Origin of the sequence: Paenibacillus sp. GCM10027626 (assembly GCF_042676285.1) — a bacterium.
GTDB lineage: Bacteria > Bacillota > Bacilli > Paenibacillales > Paenibacillaceae > Paenibacillus_Z.
In genome coordinates this window covers 73,676-98,637 of the sequence record NZ_JBHTHC010000005.1, presented here as the reverse complement: position 1 = coordinate 98,637, position 24,962 = coordinate 73,676, and the positions used below count along the sequence as shown (strand labels likewise).

General features: G+C 50.9%; 18 protein-coding genes. 16 read left to right on the top strand and 2 right to left on the bottom strand.

Annotated elements, in window-relative coordinates; translation table 11 throughout:
- Positions 1-12: 12 nt before the first annotated feature.
- The 11 genes from ACFQ0N_RS11925 to ACFQ0N_RS11875 all read left to right on the top strand — a co-directional run bounded on the left by ACFQ0N_RS11925 (position 13) and on the right by ACFQ0N_RS11875 (position 17,102).
- Entirely contained in the window at positions 13-5,658 is a 5,646-nt protein-coding gene (locus tag ACFQ0N_RS11925; protein WP_379326205.1) for an S-layer homology domain-containing protein, read from the top strand.
- Between the two features lie 91 nt (positions 5,659-5,749).
- On the top strand, positions 5,750-7,390 hold the full coding sequence (locus ACFQ0N_RS11920) for an extracellular solute-binding protein (RefSeq protein WP_379326203.1): 1,641 nt from the start codon (positions 5,750-5,752) through the stop codon (positions 7,388-7,390).
- Positions 7,391-7,505: 115 nt separating this feature from the next.
- Positions 7,506-8,411 carry an ABC transporter permease gene (locus tag ACFQ0N_RS11915; protein ID WP_379326201.1) on the top strand — a complete coding sequence of 302 codons (906 nt, stop codon included), beginning with the start codon at positions 7,506-7,508 and terminating at the stop codon, positions 8,409-8,411.
- Between the two features lie 12 nt (positions 8,412-8,423).
- Positions 8,424-9,302: a carbohydrate ABC transporter permease gene (locus ACFQ0N_RS11910; RefSeq protein WP_379326199.1), complete on the top strand. Its 879-nt coding sequence runs from the start codon at positions 8,424-8,426 to the stop codon at positions 9,300-9,302.
- Positions 9,303-9,456: 154 nt separating this feature from the next.
- Positions 9,457-11,262, top strand: a complete 1,806-nt coding sequence (locus ACFQ0N_RS11905; RefSeq protein ID WP_379326197.1) for a cache domain-containing sensor histidine kinase — start codon at positions 9,457-9,459, stop codon at positions 11,260-11,262.
- A gap of 2 nt (positions 11,263-11,264) precedes the next feature.
- Positions 11,265-12,317 carry a response regulator transcription factor gene (locus ACFQ0N_RS11900; RefSeq protein ID WP_379326195.1) on the top strand — a complete coding sequence of 351 codons (1,053 nt, stop codon included), beginning with the start codon at positions 11,265-11,267 and terminating at the stop codon, positions 12,315-12,317.
- Positions 12,318-12,535: 218 nt separating this feature from the next.
- Positions 12,536-12,736: a hypothetical protein gene (locus tag ACFQ0N_RS11895; RefSeq protein WP_379326193.1), complete on the top strand. Its 201-nt coding sequence runs from the start codon at positions 12,536-12,538 to the stop codon at positions 12,734-12,736.
- A 480-nt stretch (positions 12,737-13,216) separates the two neighbouring features.
- The gene (locus tag ACFQ0N_RS11890) at positions 13,217-13,801 is read left to right on the top strand and encodes a hypothetical protein (RefSeq protein ID WP_379326191.1); all 585 of its coding nucleotides are present in this window, start codon (positions 13,217-13,219) and stop codon (positions 13,799-13,801) included.
- Positions 13,798-15,207 (top strand): efflux RND transporter periplasmic adaptor subunit, encoded by a 1,410-nt coding sequence (locus ACFQ0N_RS11885; RefSeq protein WP_379326189.1) that lies wholly within the window; start codon positions 13,798-13,800, stop codon positions 15,205-15,207. Before ACFQ0N_RS11890 ends, ACFQ0N_RS11885 begins: the two co-directional genes overlap by 4 nt.
- Positions 15,208-15,933, top strand: coding sequence for an ABC transporter ATP-binding protein (locus ACFQ0N_RS11880; protein ID WP_379326187.1), 726 nt, complete (start codon positions 15,208-15,210; stop codon positions 15,931-15,933).
- Positions 15,930-17,102, top strand: a complete 1,173-nt coding sequence (locus ACFQ0N_RS11875) for an ABC transporter permease (RefSeq protein ID WP_379326185.1) — start codon at positions 15,930-15,932, stop codon at positions 17,100-17,102. Before ACFQ0N_RS11880 ends, ACFQ0N_RS11875 begins: the two co-directional genes overlap by 4 nt.
- Before the next feature lie 114 nt (positions 17,103-17,216).
- On the opposite strand, the gene ACFQ0N_RS11870 is transcribed toward ACFQ0N_RS11875, so the two are convergent.
- A complete protein-coding gene (locus tag ACFQ0N_RS11870) occupies positions 17,217-18,629 on the bottom strand; it encodes an extracellular solute-binding protein (RefSeq protein ID WP_379326183.1) in 1,413 nt (470 codons plus the stop codon).
- Positions 18,630-18,926: 297 nt separating this feature from the next.
- On the opposite strand from ACFQ0N_RS11870, the gene ACFQ0N_RS11865 reads away from it, so the two are divergent.
- The 5 genes from ACFQ0N_RS11865 to ACFQ0N_RS11845 all read left to right on the top strand — a co-directional run bounded on the left by ACFQ0N_RS11865 (position 18,927) and on the right by ACFQ0N_RS11845 (position 23,739).
- Positions 18,927-19,913, top strand: coding sequence for a zinc-dependent alcohol dehydrogenase (locus tag ACFQ0N_RS11865; RefSeq protein WP_379326181.1), 987 nt, complete (start codon positions 18,927-18,929; stop codon positions 19,911-19,913).
- A gap of 118 nt (positions 19,914-20,031) precedes the next feature.
- The gene (locus ACFQ0N_RS11860) at positions 20,032-21,390 is read left to right on the top strand and encodes an ABC transporter substrate-binding protein (RefSeq protein ID WP_379326179.1); all 1,359 of its coding nucleotides are present in this window, start codon (positions 20,032-20,034) and stop codon (positions 21,388-21,390) included.
- An 89-nt stretch (positions 21,391-21,479) separates the two neighbouring features.
- Positions 21,480-22,412 carry a carbohydrate ABC transporter permease gene (locus tag ACFQ0N_RS11855; protein ID WP_379326177.1) on the top strand — a complete coding sequence of 311 codons (933 nt, stop codon included), beginning with the start codon at positions 21,480-21,482 and terminating at the stop codon, positions 22,410-22,412.
- Positions 22,412-23,257: a carbohydrate ABC transporter permease gene (locus tag ACFQ0N_RS11850; RefSeq protein WP_379326175.1), complete on the top strand. Its 846-nt coding sequence runs from the start codon at positions 22,412-22,414 to the stop codon at positions 23,255-23,257. Before ACFQ0N_RS11855 ends, ACFQ0N_RS11850 begins: the two co-directional genes overlap by 1 nt.
- A 203-nt stretch (positions 23,258-23,460) precedes the next feature.
- A complete protein-coding gene (locus tag ACFQ0N_RS11845) occupies positions 23,461-23,739 on the top strand; it encodes a hypothetical protein (protein WP_379326173.1) in 279 nt (92 codons plus the stop codon).
- A 132-nt stretch (positions 23,740-23,871) separates the two neighbouring features.
- Here ACFQ0N_RS11845 and ACFQ0N_RS11840 read toward each other — a convergent pair whose 3' ends face one another.
- Positions 23,872-24,852 (bottom strand): Gfo/Idh/MocA family protein, encoded by a 981-nt coding sequence (locus tag ACFQ0N_RS11840; protein ID WP_379326171.1) that lies wholly within the window; start codon positions 24,850-24,852, stop codon positions 23,872-23,874.
- Positions 24,853-24,962 lie beyond the last annotated feature (110 nt).

The window sequence follows — 24,962 nt, the reverse complement described above, 5'->3', positions numbered from 1 at the left end:
GGAACGTTGTTCGTGAAACAAAAACATCAGCGATCGGGTATGAAAAAGCTTACTAATCTTCTGTTGGCAGTTGTTATGCTGCTAAGCTCCAATGCACTATTTCCGGTACGGGGTTATGCAGCGGACGATCCGATTATTTACTTGTTTAAAAAAGCTGCGCTTGATCCGGGGACGCCTGAATGGCATTTGATTGGTCCGGCAATCGGGGTAACACCGGCCGTAAGCTTATTCGATACATTGATCAGCATCGACGCCTGGGCGGACGGTCAGTCGCGGTCCTTCGGATTTGATGTGCCCGCCGCCGGCCAATACGAGCTGAACATGCAAGGCCAACTGATGGATCTGGGCGGAATTGGGCGATTGTATGTGGATGACATACCGGTTGGTATTTTTGATTTTTATGACCCAGTAAGTATGGCCGATCAATTTGAAAGCGCTGTCAAATCGATTGCCGTTATGCAATTAACCGAAGGCTTGCATGAGCTGAAGCTGGAAGCCATCGGCCATACAGCCGGGTCGTGGCGCCGCAACATGCATCCGACGAAATTTATTCTTTATCCAGTCTCCGGAGGGCTTTCTGTGAAGGAACTGGTGATCGACTGGGCGGCGCAGCCGATGGTTATCGGCTCGTATGCACAGTTAAAGACGAAAATCATGCTGGATAATGATATCGAGGCCATCGGCACAGGTCTGCAGGTCAGCTATTCCAGCGATGATCCGGTAATTGCCGTTGTCGACCCACAAAGCGGCCGTGTCGAGGCAACCGGTGTCGGGACGACGACGATCCGGGCCGCTTTGAATTACGGGGGTCAAAGTTACAGCGCCAGCCTGCCGTTCCACGTACAAGTGCTTACAAATGCCAAGACGGAAAGCACCTTGTACACAGCCGCCAAAGTACTGGCTGCCCGTGACAATATAGCAGCCTATGATTGGGCGCAAAGCATGCGGGACAGCGCGGTCGTGCAAGCCGATGTTTACTTGAATGCCGGGCTGGAATTTCTATGGAACTGGGTGCCGCCGCAAAGCTTGCCCCGCAGCGTTTTTGTAAACCAGGAGCTGGGCAGCCCGGTTACGGGCAAGGAGATCGACAAGTATGGCGTTTACCCGTACATACTTGATCCGATCAATGAACCATGGAAAATAACCGATCCTTCGAGCGGCTATAAATTTCCGACGAATGATTTTAAAAGCTATTATGAGAGCGGTTTAAATGAGCATGGCATTTTTGACCGCAGTCTGGCTGATCCTGCTTTTCTCGTCAATACGCTATATCCGGAGAAGGGGGCCGGCTGGGGGGTAGATGACGGAAGAGGCTGGATTGACGAAAACGGCAACTATTTCACTTTTATCGCTTATTATGTCCATTGGTTGTGGGGAGCTTACGACAATACCGGCGAAATGCGCAAAGCGCTGAACGTACTGCGCGATGCCTACTTGTATACGGGCGATGTCAAATATGCCAGGGCTGGTACGGTTCTGCTTGACCGGATAGCCGACGTCTATCCGAGCCAGGATATTTCGGTTTACGGGATGGAGCATTATTTTAACTCGCACGGGTTTACCGGTTTGGGAAAAGCGATCGGCAATATGTGGGAGCCGTTTTTGATTAAAGATTTGCTTCGGGCTTACGATGCTTTTTTTCCGGCTATGGATGATCCGCAGCTGATTGCTTTCCTGAAGTCAAAGGCTCAGCAGTACGATTTGGGACCGCTGAAAAGCTCGGCAACCGGCATTCGCAAAAACATTGAAGCCGGCATAGTCGAGCAAGTGTATCCGGGTACGAAGGCGGCGCAAATGGCCGGCAATAACGGCGTGCATCAGAGTGCGCTCGCGATGGCGGCGGTCGTGTATGATAAAATGCCGCAAACGGGCGAATGGCTCGATTTCAATTTTGCCTCAGGCGGTCTGGAGTGGCCTCCATATCATGTCAGCGGCGGCAATATGGGTGCGACCTTTGTTAACGAAGTGGATCGGGACGGTGCGGGTAATGAGTCCTCTGCGTCCTATAATAACCTTTGGCTGACATCTTATCTGGAGACGGCCGATATACTGGACGGCTATGCGGGTTATCCTGCAGCGGATTTATATGACCATGTAAAATTCAGAAAGATGTTTTCGGCGCTTTATCCGTTGATGCTGGGGGAGAAGTATACGGCCAACATCGGCGATGCGAGCAGAACCGGCAATCCATGGGTTGCATTCGATCAGGCTCAGATGCTGAAAGCATTCGATAAATACGAAGAACCGATTTTTGCGCAGCTGGCTTATTTTATGAACAATAACAGTACGGCCGGCATCCACCGGGATATTTTTTCGGCGAATCCAGAGCAGATAGCAGCCGATATTCAGGGGGTCATTGATAACCACGGCTTGCTCAAGTTGGATAGCATCAATATGACCGGGTACGGGTTTGCCGCCCTGCGGGACGGAGAAAATCCTGCCGATATCGGCGGTATCCGCTATCCGTTCCAGCAGCAGCCGATTGAATCGAAGTCGGCACAGGCGGCGGTTGCCGTGCGAAACGGGGCTTTGGAATTTGCCGCTGCCGCTGAAGGAGATCAAATTACGTTCGAATTTGACGTAGCAGCCGTTAATCAATATGAGGTATTAATCAAGCCTGCCCGCTCCATCTGGTATGGCGGGTCGGGAAAATATCAGGTGAAGCTGGACGGACAGCCGGTCCACGAAATTGATTTTCAAGGCACCCGCCAGAATCGGGAGACGCTTGGCATCCATTCCTTGGCGGCCGGTACACATACGATCCAATTTGTAAATATCGGCAAAAGCGCGCAATCCGCCAGCCTGAAAATGTCCTTGTTCGAGCTGGCCTTGCTTGATCAGGAGGCCCAAACCGAACGCAATGCGCTTGGAAGCAATACGCTGCGCGATATGTGGATGTACTATGGACGCAACTATGCGCACGGTCATGCGGACAATTTGAATTTGGGACTGGTGGCATTCGGACTGGATTTAAGCCCTGATCTCGGATATCCGGAGTCGACGCAGGCTACCGACACTCATAATACAGAGTGGGTCAGAAATACGATTGCTCACAATACTGTTATTGTGGACCGAAAAAAGCAGGCTGAGCAGTGGTCGGGGGCACCGAAGCAATTTGATGACGGGCTCATGGTGAAGCTGATCGATGTGGAAGGTCCGGAAGTTTATACACAGACTGATTTGTACAAACGGACAACCGCAATGATTCACGTTGACGATGCCAATTCATATCTGGTTGATTTCTTCCGTGTAAAAGGCGGCAATGAGCATCATTTCAGCTTCCACGGGGCAGAAGGCCAGGTGGCGGCGGAAGGGCTGAATCTGGTTAACCAGACGACTGGCAGCTACGCTGGACCGAATGTGCCTTTCGGCCAGCGCGAGTCCGATGCTGACGGCACGGGATACCAATATGTCGGTTCGGGATTTCATTATTTGAAAAATGTACAGCGGGCAGCCGGCCCGGCATCCCCGTTCAGCGTCGATTGGGCGGTTAAAGATACGTGGGGTGTGCTGGACCAGCCGGAAAACATTCATTTGCGCCTGACCATGCTGAATCAGGTGGATGAAGTGGCGCTGGCTGACGGCGTGCCGTCGCGTACGGAAAAAGGAAATCCGGAAACGCTCAAATATATGGTAGCCAAACGGAGCGGGACCAATTTGAGCAGTACGTTCACATCGGTCATTGAACCCTACAAGGATGAGCGGTTTGTCGACACCATTACGGCGCTTCCGGTAAAAGCGGGTGGCATTGCGGCAAATGAGCTGGATGTGCGTGCGGTAAAGGTTGTTCTGGACAATGGGCGGACAGATTACATTGTCAGTGCTTTGAACCCTGGAACTAGGTATACAGTGGACGACAAATTGCAATTTAAAGGCACCTTTGGCGTTTATTCGGAAAAGAACGGTCAGATGGTTTACAGTTATGTCAATGACGGTACCGTGATGGGGACGCTGAATGCGCCGGAGATCAATCAAGCTTTTGGCCGGATACAAGGCACAGTCGCTGACTTCACCAAAGACCTGCAAAGAGACAATGAAATTATCGCCGAGCTGAACTTGCAAGGAATGGCAGCGGCACAATTGACGGGCAGGACGGTCTATGTGCAGCATGCCGGTACACCTAACGCAGTTTTCAAGATCAAGGGAGTTGCAGAGCTCGGAAATGGCCGTTATGCTTTGAAGCTGGGCGATACAACGTTAATTCGCAGCTATAAAAATGATGATGACTTCAGCGAAGGGTTTGTATATGATATTGCTGAAAACGATAGTCTTAATATTCCGCTCTCCTATGAGAAGACCGCTGATCCGGCAACTCCTTCGCAACCGGGCGGCGGTATCTCTTATGTACCGCAAGCAGATAATAATCAGTCAACAGCGGGAATAGTTGTAGAAATAAATGGTGTTCCGCAAAAAAATGCGGGTACGATTAAAACCGAAACCGATACTGCAGACGGGAAAAAGGTGACGACAGTCACAATCGATGACAAGCGAATCTTGGAGCAGCTGGCGGCTGCGCCGGCTGGGGTTCATTTAAAAATCGGAATCAACGATGACTCTGATGCAGCTGTCGCCCAATTTACGCTGGGCTTGCTGCGGGAGCTGGCAGCTAAGTCCGCAACTGTAGAATTGGCTGCCAATATAGCGGCCTATCGTTTGCCGGCCGGTGCAATCGATCCAGAAGTTGTACGATTGGGGGCAGCGGAAACGCTCATTCGCATGGAAATCGAGGCCGCAGCGATTCCTTCTGCCGATCCGCAGCTTAAGCTTCTCGCCCCGGCTGTTGCTTTCCGGACTTTGGCAGTGCTAGAGGATAAGACAACCCCGATTGGACCATTGCACGCCTATGCGGAAAGAACGATCAAGCTGACGGAAGCTCCCGCTCCGGGCGAGATTGCAACCGGTGTGGTGCTGCAACCGGATGGAAGTGTGAGCCATGTGCCGACAAAGTTGAACGAACATGATAAAACAGCCGCTGCCGCCACGATCAGCACGTTGACTGACGGTGTTTATACGATTATCGGCAACCGCCGGTCCTTTGTCGATATTGCTGGGCATTGGGGCCGGGCGGCGATCGAGCAACTGGCTGCGCGCTATATTGTCCAAGGCGTGGACGGTAAGCAGTTTAAGCCGGGAAATGAAATTACCCGTGCGGAGTTTGTGACGATCCTTGCGAAGGCTCTGGGGCTGCAGGGGAAGCAGGGGCTTGGGACTATAGCATCTTCAGCCTTTAGCGATGTTGAGCCGGGCACCTGGTACTTTGATGCTGTCAGCAGTGTAGTGTCGTATGGTATGGTAAAAGGTTATGCCGATCATACCTTCAAGCCGGACCAGCGCATTACCCGGGAAGAGGCAATGGTCATGCTGGAGCGGTCGATGACGCTTCTTCATTTGGATACAATGCTGGAGGAGGCCGATGAAGGAAAGTGGCTCGCCCAATTTTCCGATAGTGGTGATTTTAGTGCTTGGGCGCGGCATGCAGCAGCTCTGCATACGAAGTATGGCATTATTACAGGAGCAAATGGCAGGGCGCGGCCGCAGGCTGCTATAACCCGGGGGGAAACCGCTACAATCATCCAGCGGCTGCTGGAAACATCGGGCATCGTATCCACAGCTGTTGAGCATGCAGCAGAAGACAGCGCGGTTAAAAAAAAGGCATGAAAGTATAAAATGATGCATAGTTAAGCGTTTTCAGTTTTCCTATAATAGAATTGTAAGCGCAGACAGACGAATAAAGGGGGAGACGAAGTCAATGAAGTGCAAACGGAAACCTGTTACCATAGCGATGGCAAGTCTGACGGCTTTAACGCTGCTGTTGTCAGCCTGTTCGGGCAATACCGGCGGGAATAGTGAAAGCGGAGGGCAGAGCGGGAATGGCGGCACCAGCAATAACAGCGGTGAAGCTTCCGGCAATGAAGCAACGCAGGGACAGAAAGAAAAGCAGCAAATTACGATTTTGTCCTCTAACGCTGCGGGCTTTACACCCAACGTTCCGAACTGGGATGAAAATATTTATGTCAAGAAATTCAGAGAACTTAGCGGTTATGATGTAAAATTTGAATTTCTTTCAGCCAATGATTATAACACGCAATTGACGCTCCGCTTTGCCTCCAATGAGCTAGCTGACCTGGTGTATACGGGAAGCATCGAGTCTCCGGCACATGCCGGCGCAGTTGAACAGGGCGCGATCCATGACTTGACGGATCTGATCGACAAGTATGGCCCGAATTTGAAGGCGAGCATACCGGAGCATGTGTGGAAAGCGCCGGAAGTATCGAAAAACGGGAGGATCTACGCAATCCCGGCGCTCGTGCCGCATCCGCATACAGTAGCGATGTATATCCGGGAAGATTGGCTTAAGAAACTGAACATGGAAATGCCGAAAACGTTGGACGACTGGCTCGAATATTTTGAGAGGGTCAAGACGGAAGATATGGATGGCGATGGCGATCCAAACAATGAGTACGGTTTCATGGTGCGGGAAAATTTCGGCAGCAGCGACGCATTCTTCTATGAGTTTGGCGTGGCATTAAACCATTGGGTGATGCAGGGGGATGAGTTTGTTCCGTCTGTCATCACGCCGAATATGAAGGACGCGCTGGAGTTTTGGAGAAAGCTCTACAAGAACGGCTATATCAATCCAAATGCATTCACCAACAAATATGCCGACTGGCAGGCAGGCATTACGAGCGGCAAAGCCGGCAGCTGGCTGCATTATGTCGATAACCTCGCGAGCTTCTGGTCGCCGGATAAATTCATCAACCAGCCGGATGCCAAACCGGTCATTATCGAGCCGCCGGTTGGCCCGAAAGGCCAAGGGATCGGTCTTGCCAATACAGGGATGTATTATGTGTGGATTATTCCTGCAGGCGTGAAGGATCCGGAGCGCGTTATTCAGTTTTTGGATAAAGCATGGAGCGATCCGGAGATTCAGAAGTTTAACTCTTTTGGGATAGAGGGACATAACTACGAGATTGTGAACGGGGAGATCAAATGGGACCCGGAGGCACCGAACAATGTTGATGATTCACAAAATCTCCTTTATCAAATCAACATGAATGTGACCGGTCATAGTCTTAACAATGACGAGCAGGTAAAGCTGAGCCCATATGCAGCTGAACTGCAGCGCGGGTTTGAAATTTCCGAGAAGTATAAAATCGAGGCGGAATCGATGTATATGCCGGTGATGGAGGCGTTCAAGACAAGACCGGAACTGCTGCCTAACTTCGGCAATGGCGATACGCTGTTAATCGATATGTTTGCCCGTGTTATCACAAGCGATGTCGATATTAACACCGAATTCGATAAATTCGTCAAAGAGTGGAGAAGCCGCGGCGGGGACGAGGCGATCAAAGAAGCGACGGCATGGTATAAGCAATACTACGGCAAATAAGAAGTCAGGCAAGCAGCATTGAAAAGTCAGACCCGGGCCGCCGGCATGTTCAGCCGAACATTCCGGCGGTTCCAGCTTTACGGGTGAATAAAGACGATGAATGGTGGCGTTCAAATTGAAAAACCGCTTAAAATTGCGTATAGGTGATTCAGGGCTGCTGTGGCTCATTGCCCTCCCCGGTATTTTATATTTTATCGTGTTCAAGTATATGCCGCTGCTTGGCAATGTGATTGCTTTCCAGGACTACAGCATTTTTCATGGCTTGATGGAAAGCCGGTTTGTCGGCTTTAAGCATTTTATTTTCATGTTTCAGTACGAGGAATTCATCAATATTTTGAAAAATACGGTGCTGCTCAGCTTTTATCAAATTGTGATCGGGTTTCCGGCACCGCTCTTTCTGGCGCTGCTGCTTAACGAAATCCGGCTCAGCTTATACAAGCGGACCGTGCAGACCTTGTTATATTTGCCTCACTTTCTCTCCTGGGTCATCGTCGGCGGCATCTTCATCAATGTGCTGTCGATAGACGGTGTCGTCAATCAGCTTTTGGGGCTGTTCGGTGTCAGCTCGATCGACTTCATGACCGATAAAAACTTTTTCCGCAGCATTGTAGTTACATCCGGCGTCTGGAAGGAAGTCGGCTGGGGCATGATCATCTATTTAGCCGCGATGAGCGGTGTTAACCCGCATCTGTATGAGTCAGCTGTCGTGGACGGCGCAAAACGCTGGAGACAAATGTGGTCGATTACGCTGCCGGCGATCGCTCCTGCCATTATTACGATGTTTTTGCTGCGGATCGGCAATATGCTGGATGCCAATGTCGAGCAGATGCTGGCACTGCTCAATCCGCTCGTCCGTCCTGTCGGCGAAGTGATTGATACGTATGTATACCGCGCCGGCTTGATGGGCGGACAATTCAGTTTTACAACGGCGGTCGGGCTGTTCAAATCGTTGATCGGGCTTATTATGATTGTCGGCCTGAATATGTTCAGCAAACGTACAACCGGCAACGGAATCTATTAAGGGGGGATTGCGATGGTAAGAAACAAATCTGAGCGTATATTTCAGTCGGTCAACAATCTCTTCTTTTTGGCGGTCAGCTTGTCGATGCTCGCGCCCTTAATAAACCTGCTGGCAATATCGCTCAGCTCTCCGTTATATGTTAACAACAAAATGGTCTTGTTTTGGCCCAAGGAATTTAACCTGTCCGTCTATAAAAAAATCATTGAACTGCCTGTACTGTGGCAATCGATGGGGGTGAGCGTCACCATTACAATCGGCGGAACATTGCTTACCTTGTTTCTTGGTTCCACGCTGGCTTATGCGATATCCCGGCGGCAGATGAAGGGCAGAGGAATTGTCCTCAAAGGCATCGTGATTACATTTATTTTCACAGCACCGCTTATTCCCGCTTATTTGCTCGTAACGTCCATCGGTCTCAAAAACACGTTATGGGCCCTTATGGTTCCGAATGCCCTTAGCGCATTTTATGTCCTCATTATGAAAACCTTTTTCGAAGGGGTTTCGCCGGAAATGTTCGAATCGGCAAAAATAGACGGCTGCTCCGAGCTTGGTATCCTTTATCGGATTGTCCTGCCCTTGTCCAAAGCCGTAATGGCAACGATTGCGCTGTTTCATGCCGTTTATCAATGGAACAGTTACTTTGAAGCACTGGTCTATATAACAAATCCGAATTTGTTCCCGATGCAAATTATTTTGCGCAATATGGTCGTCAACGATATGGCACAAAAGGTTTTAAACAATACGGCCATGAGCGAAACGACGATGCAGGCGACACCTGCGATGATGAAAGCAGGCATTATTTTGTTTGCTACCGCCCCTATATTGGTCGTTTACCCGTTCGTCCAGCGATATTTTGTTACAGGGGCGATGATTGGAGCAGTCAAGGAATAACGTTATTTAAAAGCAAAATAGCTGCGTACCCGGTCAAGTAGTGATAAGGAGCACGGTGGTATGCATCCGCTTTCATGCATGTTATAATGCTAATCATCTGCCAACTCGTGGGAAAAAGGAAGAAGAGATTAGGCGAGACTGGAGTGGGCAAAGCATGAGGTGGTCGCTGAAACGTAAATTATTGGTCGTGATCGTCATCAGTCTGTTTTTGCCGTTTTTGCTGCTCGGTTATCTGTGGTACAGCCGGACGGAGCAGACCATTGAGCACAATGCAGCGAGCTACAGCCGCCTGCTGCTTGAACAGATGAACCGTTCTATAGATTCTTATGTATCGGAGTTGGATCAGCTCGCCATTCCTTTCTTGCTTAACCCGGCGATCCAAAGTTTTCTTCATTTAAAGCCGGATGACTATTATGGACAATTCCAATTGGAGAAAAAAATCCGCAGTGAACTGTACAAAAATTTGTACTCCAGCCGCAACGATATTTATAAATTCACGCTCATTATGAATGAAAATCTGTATTTGAGCAGCCAGGATTTTGTTCTGGACGAACGAAACCGGAGCTATTTGAAGCTGCTGGATCTGGATGATCCTGTGACAGATTTTACGATAGAAGGCGTCAACCGGATAAGCGGCATTCCTGTCATTACCGCCTACAAGGTGATTTATGATCCGATGGACCGGCGGAATAAAGGGATTCTTATTGTGGATTTGAAGCTGAACCGGATTGCCGAAATGATTAGCGGGCTCAAGCTTGACGGCGTTGGCCGGGCTTATTTGGTGAACAATGGAGGCCAATATATTTATCACCCGGAATCGTCGTTGATTGGCTCTATTACTGAAGATACGCTTATGAATGAGGTAATACGCGGAGACGGCGGAGACCGAGGCGGTTTTGTGACGAGAGGAAGCGGAGCCGGGCGGACGATGATTGGCTTTCAAACCTCTGAATTGACAAACTGGACGATTTTGTTCGAAGTGCCGATGAAGTTTTTGACAGCAGAGCTTGTACAGATGAGGACGATGGCTTTTATCCTTTTTGGCTGTATTGCTGTTGTTGCGATGCTGCTTCTCGGCAGTTTTACGTTCTATCTTATCCGCTCGCTATCCCTTATCCAGCGTCTGATGAGGCGGGCGGAGGAAGGAAATTTGAATGTGCGCGCTCCCGCAAAATCCAAGGATGAGATCGGTATGCTCTATTTAAGCTTTAACACGATGATGGATGAGTACCGCAGGCTGATTCATGTGGAGCATTTTTCGCAATTAAAGGAGAAGGAAATGCAGGTGCGGCAGAAAGAGGCCGTATTGACAGCGCTGCAGTCACAAATTAACCCTCATTTTTTGTACAACACACTCGGGACGATTCATTCTTATGCGATTTTGGCGGGCGTCCAGCCGATCAGCCGCATGGTATCAAATCTGTCTGATATTTTTCGCTATAGTATGGATAGTGACAAGCAGGTCGTCTCTTTATGGAATGAGATTCGCTATATTGATACTTATTTTGATTTGCAGAAGGAGCGGCACGAAGAGCTTCATACTGAAATTCAGGTCGAAGAGGATGCGCGGCTGAAAGAAATCCCTTGTATCAAGCTGATGCTGCAGCCGCTTGTAGAAAATGCACTGATTCATGGCTATCAGGATCAAGAGCTGCCTCCGGAGTATATCGGAATTATCGGGCAACTTGGTTCTGACGGTTATGAAATTCGGGTAATCGATAAGGGCCGGGGGATGGACACAGAAGTGCAAACGCATTTTAATCAGTTGTTTCTGAAACTAACCCATGACAATTTGCTGCAAGGCGATCGGCGAATTGTCGGGAGGAGCATCGGATTATATAATGTTCATAAACGATTGCGTCTTGTTTACGGGGAGCCGTACGGTTTATGGATTGAAGAGACTGGTGCCGGGGGCACGACGATACGGGTATTAGTGCCGGCCGGCAATAAGGCGGGATAAGGATGCTGCAGGTTCTTGTGGTAGAGGATGAACGCCCGATCAGACAAAGTGTATGCAAAATGATTGAACAGCTGGACGGCTATGAGGTGGCCGGCGAGGCCAAAAACGGTGTGGAAGCTCTGCAATTGCTGCAGACGTTAAGTCCCCACGTGCTATTGACCGATATCCAGATGCCTCTGATGAACGGGCTGTTGTTATCCGGGGAGGCCAAGCGGCTGCTGCCGATGATCGAAATTGTCCTTTTTTCTGGTTATAATGATTTTGAATATGTGCGGGAAGGGCTGCGCCAAGGCGTTCACGACTATTTGCCAAAGCCGGTGCAGCCGGAGGATCTGCAGCGGACGCTGGAGCAAATCGCCAGTAAAATCGCCCACAAGAAGGGCAGGCTTCACCAGCAGTTTGTATGGATGGAGGCTTGGCGGGACAATGCCAAACGGCTTGCGGAAGCGTTATGGCTTGTCGATAAGCCGAAGTTCGAGGCGGAATGGTCGGTGCTTTCTGGAGAATGGCTTAAGCAGGGTAATGAACGTGAAAGCGTATATGAGTTTTTTCATTTGCTCGTTTATATTTTAAATGAACGGATTCGCGAGCATTATGGCTCGCAACTGCCGGAGCATGCTTTTCATCCGCTCGGATTCACAGGCGATGCGGCCCGTGATACAGAGCTGATCCGTGAGCATTTGCTCGGACTGATGAACGAGCTGCTTACTCAGCGCAACTGGCGGAAAAGCCATGTTGTCGTAAAGGCGCTCGATTACATCAACAACGAATACGCTCAGCCGCATTTGTCCCTGCTTGAAGCCGCTGAGCTGACCGGGTTGTCCCATCCTTATTTGAGCCGTGTATTTAAAGAGGAAATGGGCAAAACGTTCATGGAGTACGTCACAGAGATGCGCATCAACAAAGCGCGGGAGTTGCTGGAAAATCCGGATACAAAAGTGTATGAGGTGGCAGGCGCGGTAGGTTATACAGAGTATGCTTATTTCGTTCGTGTGTTCAAACGTGTGGTTGGATATTCGCCCTCTGATTACCGCAAACAGCTTGGCATGCGTTAGCAGGCTAGCGAGGCGCGTTAATAGCCAGCTTCTGTTACAAGGTCGAGAGGGGGTTTCTGGTACTAGGCTTGCAGACATGCTAAATGTACTTTTTGCCCAGGAAAAATAAGGGAAATATCCCTAGTGAAATGGGTCTGGAAGATGTTTGCAGTTATGCGGCCGCGTTATATAGTTTAGGGAGAAACTTTTCTAACTCATAAAAGTGAAAGGAGCTTTTTATGAAAAAGAAATCTGTTGCCAAAGCGGCAATGAAGCTGATGCTGGCTGTCACCCTGATCGCAGGTGTGTCGTTGGCTTCAGCGCCTGAAAAAACCAATGCGAGCATGGGTTGCTACGGTTGGTTCGATTTCTACTACAAGGTGACTGGCGATCTTGATTTTGCTTATTATGGATTCAATGTTTGCCAAAAAGCCCAGTAGTATTTTGCGATTAAGAGCAGCAACTGAACGCGAGAAAAGACATCTCATGGCGGAGATGTCTTTTCTCGCGTTTTTTGGATTTTGGTACGTTTGTTCACAGATAACGGTCCACTCGGGTCCGCTTCGTTCATGATGAAAGAATGCAACGGATGTCACGGCCGCTATTTTCGAAAATTCGACTGGTCTGAAATTGTAACGGAACTGTGCGCCGCTATTTGATGATCATTAGCACGATTTCGCAAGAAAACGTCCAATTAAGGTCGCTCACTTCCGTCAGATTTCAAAAGAGAGGATTAATGGCGAAATAACGGCTGTAGCATCCGTCCCTGAAACCGCTAAACGCGGTCGCTGCTCCACGAAGGACTTCGATAGAAGTTCTTCTCAATGTTCCACACTTTATAACCGCAGCGTTCACCGATCGTTCACATTGATTTGCTATTGTAATAGTCAGATTACGAAATGGCGAGGTGGAGTCTGCAAATGCGCAAACAAGTAAAATGGAGACGAATCGCATCAGCCTTGCTGTTAATGGGTGTGCTTGCGGGTTGCGGGGCTTCGGTATCTGAAGGGATGCAAAATGAGCGCGCTGGCCGGTCCGCAGATGTGATGGGCAAGGTTGTTAGTATCACGGCAGATGCCATTACATTGCAGAAGTCGAAGATGGAGCCATCCGATATGCCGGGAGGCGGGCAAAATTTTGGCCGCGGCAGGCAGCAGGGAGATGGCGAGCTCCCACGACAAGGCACTGATGGTGGAAATGCCGATCAAGGAGAGAGGCTGCAGTGGCAGGGCGATCGTGCCGGCCAGCGCGACCGAGCGGGAGGCGGCAGGCAAGGGCAGATGGAATGGTCGGATGAGCAGGTGACAATGAAAATAGCGGCTGATACCGAAATTTCCGTCATGTCCTTCGGCAATGGCCAAAGGAGCAATGAGCAGGTTGAGCTGTCCGATATCCAGGACGGAGATATATTGACCGTATGGCTGGCGGAAGACGGGGAGACGGCGCAATCGATTATGAAGCGCCAAATGCCTTCAAATATAGGAAGAGCGGGGGAAGGCCAATGAAAAAATGGTTATTGCTGATTATTGGCATCATAATCGTGGCTGGCGGTGTTTATGCCTATTTTCAGTTTAAGAAAGAGGACCAGCCTGCAGCTCCGCCGGTAGCTACAACAAAGGTGCGTAAAGGAACAATTGAAGTGAGTGTCAGCGGCACGGGCAGTATTCAGGTTGGCGACCGGCAAAGCGTGACAGCAGGCAAGCAGGGAACGATCAAGGAAGTGAAGATCAAGGAGAACGGGCTCGTTAAAAAGGGCGATGTTATGCTCGTTCTGGAAGGCGAGGACAATTCGGATCAGATCAGCTCGAGTGAAATCGATCTGGAGAAGAAGCTGCTGGAACTGACGGATTTGCAGGACCGGTACGATGCGGAAGAGGATGAAAAAAATCTATCCAGCTTGGAGCTGTCGATCAAGAAGCAAAAGCTGGACATTGCGCAAACACGTAACAATATTGCTGCCATGAAGGAAAAGCAGGCGGAGGTTTCGATTGTCGCGCCGATCACCGGCACAGTCAAATCGGTCGCCGTAGTTGCAGGCGACAGTTTGACGCCGCAAACGCAAATCGCGGAAATTGTAGACTATGCGAATTTGAAAATGGTGGTCAGTATCGATGAGTTGGATATTCCGAAGGTTAAGCTTGGTCAAGAAGCCAAAATATCTGTTGAAGCGTTGACGGGAGAATCGCTCTCAGGCAAAGTAACGGCAATCGCCGACGAGGGGACGTCAAACAATGGGGTTGCGACGTTCGACGTGACGATCGCGCTCGCGAAGACGGATGACGTAAAGGTTGGTATGTCGGCAGAAGCGAGTATTGAGGTAGAGAAGAAGGAAAACACGCTTATGCTGCCGATCGATACCGTGCAATCGATGGGAGGCAGGTACATCGTCCTGCTTCCGAACAAGGAGGAAGCTGCAGCCGCTGGAGGAGATGCTGCCGGCAGCAAGCAGACGCCGCAGACGGATCAATCAGGCACGGGAGGCCAGGGGCAGCAAGGTCAGCAGCCGCAGGGACAGCGCAGCCGGTCGAATCAGTCTGGTGAAGGCGCGGCGGCCTGGCAGCAAATGAGACAATCAGGCGCGGCGGCAAGCGGCCGCAATGCGAACCGGTTTGCCGGCGGTACGCCGCAGCAGGTGGAGGTTGGCATTCATAATGAAGACTATATTGAAATTTTGTCCGGTCTGAAGGAAGGGGACGACGTTATTGTAACGACAGTCGTCTCCGGCAGCAACAATTCCAACATGCAGCAAGGCTTCCCTGGTATGGGAATGGGTGGCATGGGCGGTATGGGCCGCAGCTTTATCGGCGGCAGCGGCGGTGGCGGCTTCCCTGGCGGCGCAAGCTTTCAAGGCAACGGCGGGGGGCGGACGGGAACGCGTGCCAGTACCGGAACGAGTGGCGGTGGTCGATAGATGAACGCGAATCTGGCAGTCGTGCAGCAAGTTCAGCAAGAATCGTTAATTCGCATTGAGGGCCTGTCCAAGGAGTATAAGATGGGCGGCGAGATTGTTCATGCCTTAAGCGATATCGCGTTGCAGGTCAGTCATGGCGACTTTGTGGCCATTATCGGCCCTTCCGGTTCGGGCAAGTCAACGCTGATGAATGTCATCGGCTGTCTGGACTCGCCGACGGCGGGCAGCTACTGGCTTGACGGCGAGGAGGTCAGCCGGCTGCGGGAAAACAAACTGGCCGAGATCCGCAACCGGAAAATTGGCTTTATTTTTCAAGGGTTCAATTTGCTCAATAAGCTGTCGGCACTGGAAAATGTTGAGCTGCCGCTCATCTACCGCGGCATTCCGGCCAAGCAGCGCAAGGAGCAGGCGATTGAAGCGCTGCGCAAGGTTGGCCTGGAGGACCGCCTCCGCCACCGTCCGTCCGAATTGTCGGGCGGACAGCAGCAGCGTGTCGCCATCGCCCGCGCTCTGGCGGGCAATCCGCCGATCCTGCTGGCTGATGAGCCGACGGGGGCGCTCGATACGCGTACTGGCGTGGAAGTGATGTCGCTGATGCGGCGATTGAATGAGCAAGGGCATACGATCGTTTTAATCACACACGATTTATCGATCTCGGAGCAGGCGAAGCGGGTCATTCGCATTCAGGACGGCCGCATTAGCGAGGAAGGCGGTGGAGCGCGATGAATATCGGGCAGGCCTTCAAGATGGCGGCTAAAAGTATAATGGGCAATAAAATGCGGTCGCTGCTGACGATGCTGGGCATCATTATCGGGGTCACCGCCGTCATTGCCCTCGTATCGCTCGGACAAGGAGCGACCAAGGCGGTTACGGATCAGGTGGCCAGTCTGGGAACGAATCTGCTGACCGTGAACATTACAGGCCGCGGATCGATGACAACGATCAGCTACCAGGAGGCTGAGGAGCTGGCGGCCAAAGATGGCGTGGAGTTTTCCGCGCCGGCGAATACGCAGAATGGCACCGTGAAATTCGGCACCAACAGTGTCAATGTCAGCGTGGTCGGGACGACGCCCGATTATGCCGATGTCCGCGACTATAATGTGGCGGCAGGGCGGTTCATATCCCAGATTGATCTGGACTACTATCAACGTATCGCTTTGCTTGGCTCGGGGACGGCAAGCGAGCTGTTTCCCGGACAAAATCCGGTCGGGCAAACGATTCTGATCAACGGCGTCCGCTACAAGGTTGTAGGCTTGCTGGCGGAGAAGGGCAGCTCGCTCAGCGGCTCGAATGACGATGTGGTCCTTATTCCCATCACTTCGTCTGAGCGGCTGTTCAAATCAAAAGGCGTACGCACGATCTATGTGCAAGTTAGGGATGCGGAGCAGATGAGCGCAGTAGTGAACGAACTGGAAACCTCGTTAAGCAAAACCTTCCGCGGCAATACGAACAGTTACCGGGTGTTTAACCAGCAGGATGTGCTCGACTCCTTCAGCAGCATATCCGATACATTATCGCTGGCGCTGGGCGGTATTGCGGCTATTTCCTTACTGGTCGGCGGTATCGGCATTATGAACATCATGCTCGTTTCGGTTACGGAACGTACAAGAGAGATTGGCATACGCAAGGCGATCGGCGCGAAAAAGCGGGACATCATGATTCAGTTTCTCATCGAATCGATTGCCTTGAGCGGATTGGGCGGCTTGCTGGGCGTCGGAATCGGAATTGCGATTGCCGAGACCGCTTCGCGGGCGCTTAATATGGGCGTGGCGCTGTCTGTGCCGATTATGGGGCTTGCTTTTGGCTTTTCGGTCTTGATTGGCGTCGTCTTCGGCCTCTTTCCGGCGAATAAGGCGGCGAATTTGAAGCCGATCGAGGCATTGCGGTTTGAATAGATCGGGACATCCTTGAAAACGGCCGTCTGGCCAGCAGTAGTTACGCTGCTGGGCAGACGGCTTTTTGCTGTCGGGATCGAAGCATCGGCTGCGGAATGGCAAGCTGCAAAAGGGTTACAGCTGCGCTGCTTCCGGCTGCATATGCGGCAAATAAGCCGGCAGCTCCTCCCACAGCTTTTCTTCCGTTATCAGCCCAGACCAATAGTTTTTGAGCAGGGTGCGCGCCGCTTGAAACTGCGCGGCATTCATCCGCAGCTCCCGATGGGACTGGAAGGAGGGGAACAGCTCGCGGAACATCGGATAATGCGGCGGTCTGTTCAAATTGTACTTCTCCTTGCCGACCTGCTCGGCGACCGCCTTATGCGCAGGTATGCTAAATGTGCGCTCGCGAATCGCTTGCTGCGATTTTTTGGAGGCAAAATAGCGGACAAGCGTCATGGCCGCTTCCTTTTGTTTCGTATGGCGGTTGACCGCCATGCCGATCGTGACGTTCAGCGTTCCTTGGCGATGCAAGTAAGGAAGCGGCGTAATGTCATACGGCACTTTGGTATGCTTCAATTCATTGAGGCTGAAATAGCTGGACAGCATCATCGATACTTTCTCCTGCAAAAACAGCTGATTGACATCGTCGCTGCCCTCTGTCAAATATTTCGGAAAGATTGCCGGGTGATCGAGCATTAGCTTGACCAGCCGGACCAGCTCCTTCATTTCGCTGGCGAAGCGCTCCCGCGAAATGCCTTCATGCATGCCTTGCAGCAAAAAGATCGGCCAACGATTCTCCGACATCAAATAAAAGTACAGGCCGAAGCGTTCTCCCGGACGGGCCAATGCTTCCGCATGCCGGATCGTATCGTGCCAGGTCCAGCTGCTGTCCGGCTCGGCCATGCCGGCCTTGCGAAAATGCTCGCGGTTATAGCACAGGATGACGGGCGAGAAGACGATTGGCAGCACGTATTGGCGCCCTCCGGCGGTAAAGCTGTCATTTAAAAAGTGGTAAGCTCCCGCCTCCGGCTCCAACGGCTCCAGCAGCTCGAGCGCCTGTTGCTCGGCAAACTCAAGAAATTGTGCCTGGTTCACTGTGAAAACATCGATAATGCCATTAACCAAATAAGGCTCCACCGTCTCCGGAAAGCGGACGTGCGAGGAGGGGCCCATTGGCGTCATCAGGATTGTATTAACCTGAATTGAAGGATGCTGCTGATGAAATTCCTCCAGCATCTGCTGCAGCTCCAAGTCGCGCTCAATGGACTCGGTGTAGCCAAGAGTAATGACTGCTTTATCCGCGGCGCTCCTTCCCGTTACCTGATTGCCGACGCGATTTATTTTAGTGATCGCCCCTTCGGCAACGAGCTGTTCCAGTCCTTTGCGGACGGATTTATTGCTGAGCGCATATTCCTCGGCCAGCTTGCTTTCGGGCGGCAAGTAACCGCCGGGCGGATAAGTTCCAGCGGCAATTAACCGTTGTAAATCACGGATCATGTAGTCGAGCCGTTCTCCATAAGTTTTGCGGTCTTTTTTAATTGGCATAGCTACTGCAACTCTCGATCTGCGCGGTGACGCGTGAGCGGCGGAGCAGTCCGGACCTCCCTTCATAATGTACGTTCACCTGATTAAATCTGCTCTTATTTTACCTTCTATTGGAGAAATAATCAATTCTGATGTATATAAAAAATTATAATACTAATGTACAAATGAATATTGACAGTGCTTTCATAGGTAAAGTATGATGAATTCACGCAAGATGTACATTTGAAAAACTTAAATTGATGTACATCTTTAGGGAGTTACTATACTTTTTATACATCAGTGGAGGGCGTTTTAAGGATGAAAGCGGCAAAAAGTGAGAATGGCAAAGTCGAGATTGTCGAGCTCCCGCTTCCGGAAGTGGATGCGTCGTCATTGCTCGTAAGAACAGATTATTCCGCATTGAGCACCGGAACGGAATTAATGGTATTGCGCAAGCATATTAACGCTTTTTTGGGGTATAGCGGAACCGGCGTTGTCGACCGGGTCGGCTCGGCAGTTGCCGATATTAAGCCGGGGCAGCGGGTTGCCTGTTACGGGGTGCCGACGCATGCTGAATATTTTGTAGCCAATCGTCATCATGTGGCGGCGATACCGGATGAGATTGATTCGCGGGAGGCTGCCTTTGCCGGCATCGCATCGATAGCGATCCAGGGGATGAGACAGGCGGATTTGCGCTTCGGAGAAACGGTCATCGTGCTGGGGCTCGGCATTCTCGGCCAATTGGCCGCCCAAATAGCCCATGCCGCCGCGTATCAGGTCATTGCGGTCGATATGTTGGAGGAACGCTGTCAAATAGCGGAGAAAGCGGGCATACCGCATGTGTGCCGTTCGGCCGAAGAGGTCGGGGGGCTTGTACATCAGCTTACGGCAGGCAAAGGCAGCGATTGCGTTATGATCTGCTCCAGCTCAAAGGCGCAACGCTTGATCGATCAAGGGCTGGACTGGATACGCGATAAAGGCAAAATCGTCATCGTCGGCGATACGAATACCGAATTCGAGCGCGATAAGCTCTTTCAAAAAGAAGCGCAAATTACGATTTCCCGGGCAGGCGGGCCGGGGCGCTACGATCGCGAATATGAAGAGGAAGGCCGCGATTACCCGTACGGCTATGTCCGGTGGACGCTCAACCGCAACTTGAGCGAATTTGTGCGATTGCTGGCGGGCGGCCGCCTTAACCTGCAGCCGCTCATTACCGGCATGTATGCGCTGGAGCAGATCGAAGAGGCTTACCAGGCTTCCCTTCAACATCCGGCCGTCACGATGGGACAGCTGTTAAAATTTTAAATCGTCAAATATGACTGGGGGGTGATAGGGAATAATCGCAAAATGACGGAAAAAAGTTAGGACTAGGATTGAAGAGGGTCAGTCGGAAGTAACAATCTTTTTTGAGGAGGATGCCAATATGCAACGATCATGGAAACGGTTCATGAGTTCAGCATTGCTGACTGTGCTCACGATGGCATTGATTGCCGGATGTGGAAGCGGTAACAACAATTCAAAAGGAGGGAATGCCGGAACAGATCAAGCCAGCGGCGATAAAGACAATAACAAGGAACAAGTAGAGATTACGTTCTGGCATGTGTGGTCGGAGAAGGATGCCGGCGCAATTGAAGCGACAGTGGAATCATTCAATAAAAGCCAGGACAAGATTAAAGTGAAGGTGCTTGGCAACCAGGACGCAACGAAGCAACTGACGGCCATTTCCGGCGGCAATCCGCCGGATATCGCGCTCACATTTTGGAACAATATCGGTCCATGGTCGGATGCGGGCGCGGTGCTGGAGCTGGATGAGCTGATTCAAAGAGATAACTTTGACTTGAATGCGGTCATTCCGGCGGCGATGGATCGCATGAAGGTCGACGGCAAAGTGTATGGCATGCCGTTTACGATGAGCATGGCCAATACGCTGATGTACAACAAAAAATCGTTTGCCGATGCCGGCATTACCGCACCGCCGGAGGATTTGGACCAATTGATGGCCTATGCGGAAAAGCTGACGAAAAAGGAAAACGGCGCATACAGCAGCATGGGTTTCCTGCCTGATTATCCGTGGATTGACAATGTATTCTGGCCGCTTATTTTCGGCGGATCCTGGTATGATGAGGCGACAGGAAAAGTGACGCCGAACTTGCAGCAAAATGTGGAGTCGATCGAGTTCCAGTCCAATGTGTACAAAAAATTCGGTGCCGATGAGATCGGCAAATTCAAAGCCGGCTTGGGCAAGCGCGGTACGCCGCAGGATCCGCTTCTGACCGGGCAGCTCGCCATGATGATTGGCTGGGAGTATAACTTCATTGAAGAAAGAAGCGAGAACGGGCCGATCGCCATTGCGCCATTCCCGTATCCGGCCGGACATCCGGAACTGAAGGGGGCCGGCATGGTCTCTCCGCGGGGCGTCTTCATCCCGAAAAAAGCGAAGCATCAAGAAGAAGCTTGGGAATTTATGAAATATTTGATGAGTGTGGATACGCAAGTGCAATATGTCGGCCATGAGAAAGGCGGGGTTATCCCGACGATGATCGCTGCTCTTGACGATGAGCGGGTCCGCAGCAATGAAGCGTTGAAGCCGCTGTGGGATTTCTATGACCGGGCGAAGAGCGAGAACCTGCAAGGTTTCCCGAACAGCGTCTACATTAATGAATATTTGCAAGCTTTGTCGGAAGAAACGGAGAAAGTATTGAAGGGTGAACAATCCGCGCAGCAAGCGATGGATAAGGTCGCGGGAAAAATTCAGCCTTTGGCAGATAAAGCGAACAAGTAGTTCGGACTTGTATGAATCATGCAGACAGGCAGCGGGGGAAACGTTTCTGCCTGCCTGCATGATGCTTATGATGAGTAAAGGAGGGCGGAGTGTTGACGCAGGCCTATAACAACAAAGCGGGAATCAGACGGAGAAGGCGTATTGCCCTCATTACAGGGCTGTTATTTACGGCTCCTTGGACAGTCGGTTTTCTTATTTTTAAAGCCTATCCGGTTATTATGTCACTCTATTACAGCTTTACAGAATATAATTTATTTTCCGCTCCGGAATGGACGGGGCTGGACAATTACAGCAATTTATTTGCCGATGAGAAATTTTACTTATCGCTGTACAATACCGTTTATTTAGTCGTTTTCGGCTTGGTGCCGCAAACCGCATTCGCGCTGGTGATGGCGCTTTTGCTGAATATGAAAGTAAAGGGCCAGTCCCTATATAGAACGATTTATTTCTTGCCCACATTAGTTCCGACCGTTGCCGCCTCCTTGCTGTGGATGTGGCTGCTCAATGCCAAGTATGGCTTGATCAACGATGTTTTGTCCCTTGTCGGCATTGTAGGTCCGAACTGGCTCGTTGATCCGAGCTGGACGAAGCCGGCTATTGTGTTTATGGGGTTCTGGGGAACAGGAACGGCAACCGTCATGTACCTCGCCGCTCTGCAGGATGTGCCGCAAATGTTCTATGAAGCGGCGGAAATTGACGGCGCCGGCCGCTGGCGCAAATTTTGGAACATTACCTTCCCGTCGATCTCGCCGGTTACGTTGTTCCTGCTCATTATCGGCCTGATCGGCACGTTCCAGTTTTTCACCGAAGGCATGATCTTTGCCGAAGCGGCGCAATCGGTTGGCGGACCGAGCAATTCGCTGCTGTTCTATGCGATTTATTTGTATCAGGTGGCCTTTTCCTTCCTGAAAATGGGCTATGCTTCGGCGATGGCCTGGATGCTGTTTATTGTTGTCATGGTACTCACGCTGCTCGTCTTCAAATCATCGGCCAAATGGGTCTACTACGGAGGTGAGAAATAATGGCCAAGCTGCATACTGACGCTTCTCCGTCTCTCACACGGTCGGTACTCTCCCATCTCGGACTTGGTCTGGCAGGGCTGTTGTTTCTGCTTCCCTTCCTGTGGCTCGTGCTGACATCGCTCAAGACGACCGATGATATTTTTGTTTATCCTGTCGTATGGTGGCCCAGCTCGCTGCAGTGGAGCAACTATTGGGAGGCGCTGCAGGCCATTCCCTTTATTCGCTATACATTAAATACGCTGCTGCTGTGCGTCCTTGCCGTAATCGGGCAGATGATCTCATCGCCGCTCGTAGCCTACGGCTTGGCCAGACTCAGATTTCCCGGGCGCAATCTGATCTTCTTCATTATGATGGGCACGATGATGCTGCCTTATCAGGTGACGATGGTTCCTGTCTATGTGTTGTTCAACAAGCTGGACATGGTGGATTCCTACTGGCCGATTATTTTGCAAAATTTGTTCGCGATCCCGTTTTACGTGTTTCTGATGCGGCAGTTTTTTATGACGATTCCGCATGAGCTGACAGAATCAGCCAAAATCGATGGCGCGTCGGAGTTTCGCACGTATTGGCGGGTGATTTTGCCGCTGGCGCTGCCGGCATTTTATTCGGTCGCTCTGTTTGCCTTCCTTAACGAATGGAAAGATTTTATCGGCCCATTAATTTATTTGAACGATCCGAGCAGATGGACACTCTCGATTGGCCTGCGCTCCTTTATCGGCGAAAATCAGGTCGATTGGGGCTTGCTCATGGCCGCGGCAACCATGTTCACCGTCCCGATTGTCGTGCTCTATTTCTTTGTGCAAAAAAGATTTATTCAAGGTATCTCGATGACTGGGATGAAGTAAAAAGGACTCCCTCTTGTCCCGCAAAAAATTCACATTTATAGCTATTGCATATACGGAACATGTGTTCTATACTCTGATAAGACAGGCAAAAATTAGACAATTTTCGACTTGTATATTTTTGGTGTAGTTAGCAGTGGTAAACTGCTGTTGACAAGGGTCGAATTTGACGGATATTTGTCGGAACATGTCAGGGGCGGGATGAGATGGAAAACGAGATATTTCAAGAGATGCACAAGCTTGGTCATGATGATGAACGGCGCTATCAATTGCTGATGCGAGGCGTGCGCAAGCTGCAGGAGAAGAAGAAGAAGGAGCAAGGTTTTTTGAAGCGGGTGTATAATAGCCGGCTGCGAAAAAATAAACAATATGCGGCCGATGCTTGGCATGGCAGCCCGAACAATTCTGTAAATAATGAGCTGACATCGGATAAGGGGTTACAACATAAGAAGATTAATTTTGTGGGGCGCTTCGATGGGCAGTAAGGTCGGGGCGTTTCTTCGCATATAGGCCAAGGGGGGTGACGGCCTATCACATGCATGCCGGATGCAGATTAGCTGTCCCTATGCCATCTTCACCAACTGGCACGAGGGACAGCATCTTCGGCTTGGCGCTCTTTATTGCTCTGTTACCGCTACTTCGCTTCCAAGCTCATGAGATTTGTAAATACTTTCAATAACATTAATAATTTCTCTGGCGTACACGCCTCCGCACTCCGGCTCGCGCTGCTCGTCAATCGCCGCGATCAGCTCCTTGAATTGCAGCACCTGCGGCGCATCGTAAGCTTCAACTTCAACCTCGCGGTACCGGTCATTTTCGCTAATCCATAACCCTTTGCCAGTCTGCAGCTTTATCATGCCTCCAGTAAATATAAATTCGGTCTCCTCGCGCGCTGCACCCGGATAGCCGGATTGGCAGATCGTTACCGGGACGCCAAGCGACGTCTCCATGTAGATCAAGCCGCTGCCTTCTACATCCCCGCGCCCGCCATGGAAGCTTAAGCCGGCTTTCACTTTGGTGACAGCGGCGCCTGTCAGCCACTGGATTTTATCGACAGAATGCGAGCCAAGATTCATAATAATGCCGCCGCCGGACTTGTCCTTTTCCAGAAACCATTGCGGCCGTTCTGCGTTGAAATAATATTTGTGCCGCACTTCTTGGATCATGACGAGTTCACCGAGATTATGCCGGGCGAGCAATTTTTTGGCTTGCAGGTTGACGGGCAAATAGTGCTGCGTGTGGGCTACCATAAGCCGGACATTATGCTTGCTAGCTGCTGCTATAATTTCATCGCATTGCTGTGTATTCAGCGCCATCGGCTTTTCCAGCAGCAGATGGCAGCCTTGCTGAGCGCAGTAGACGGCAGCTTCAAGGTGCAAGAAATGCGGCAAAGTAATGACTGCAATATCAGGTTTGACTTCTTGAATCATTTGCTTGTAATCCGTGTAAGCCGGGATGCCGTAGGTCTCCGCCATTACTTGCGCCTTGCCGGGATCAAGATCGGCAACCGCTGCAGCCTGGCACTGCTCCATGGTTGCTAATGCCGCCAGATGGCTTCCCGATATTATTCCTGCTCCAATTACCGCGACACGATACATTTGGAACGCCCCCTGTCATTGACGAGATTAGTTGAATTGCAATCTGCTATCAGTTTAACTTTTTTGGAAGCAAATTGGTAGGTGGAAAGGGGATCGAGGCGCAGCGCCTA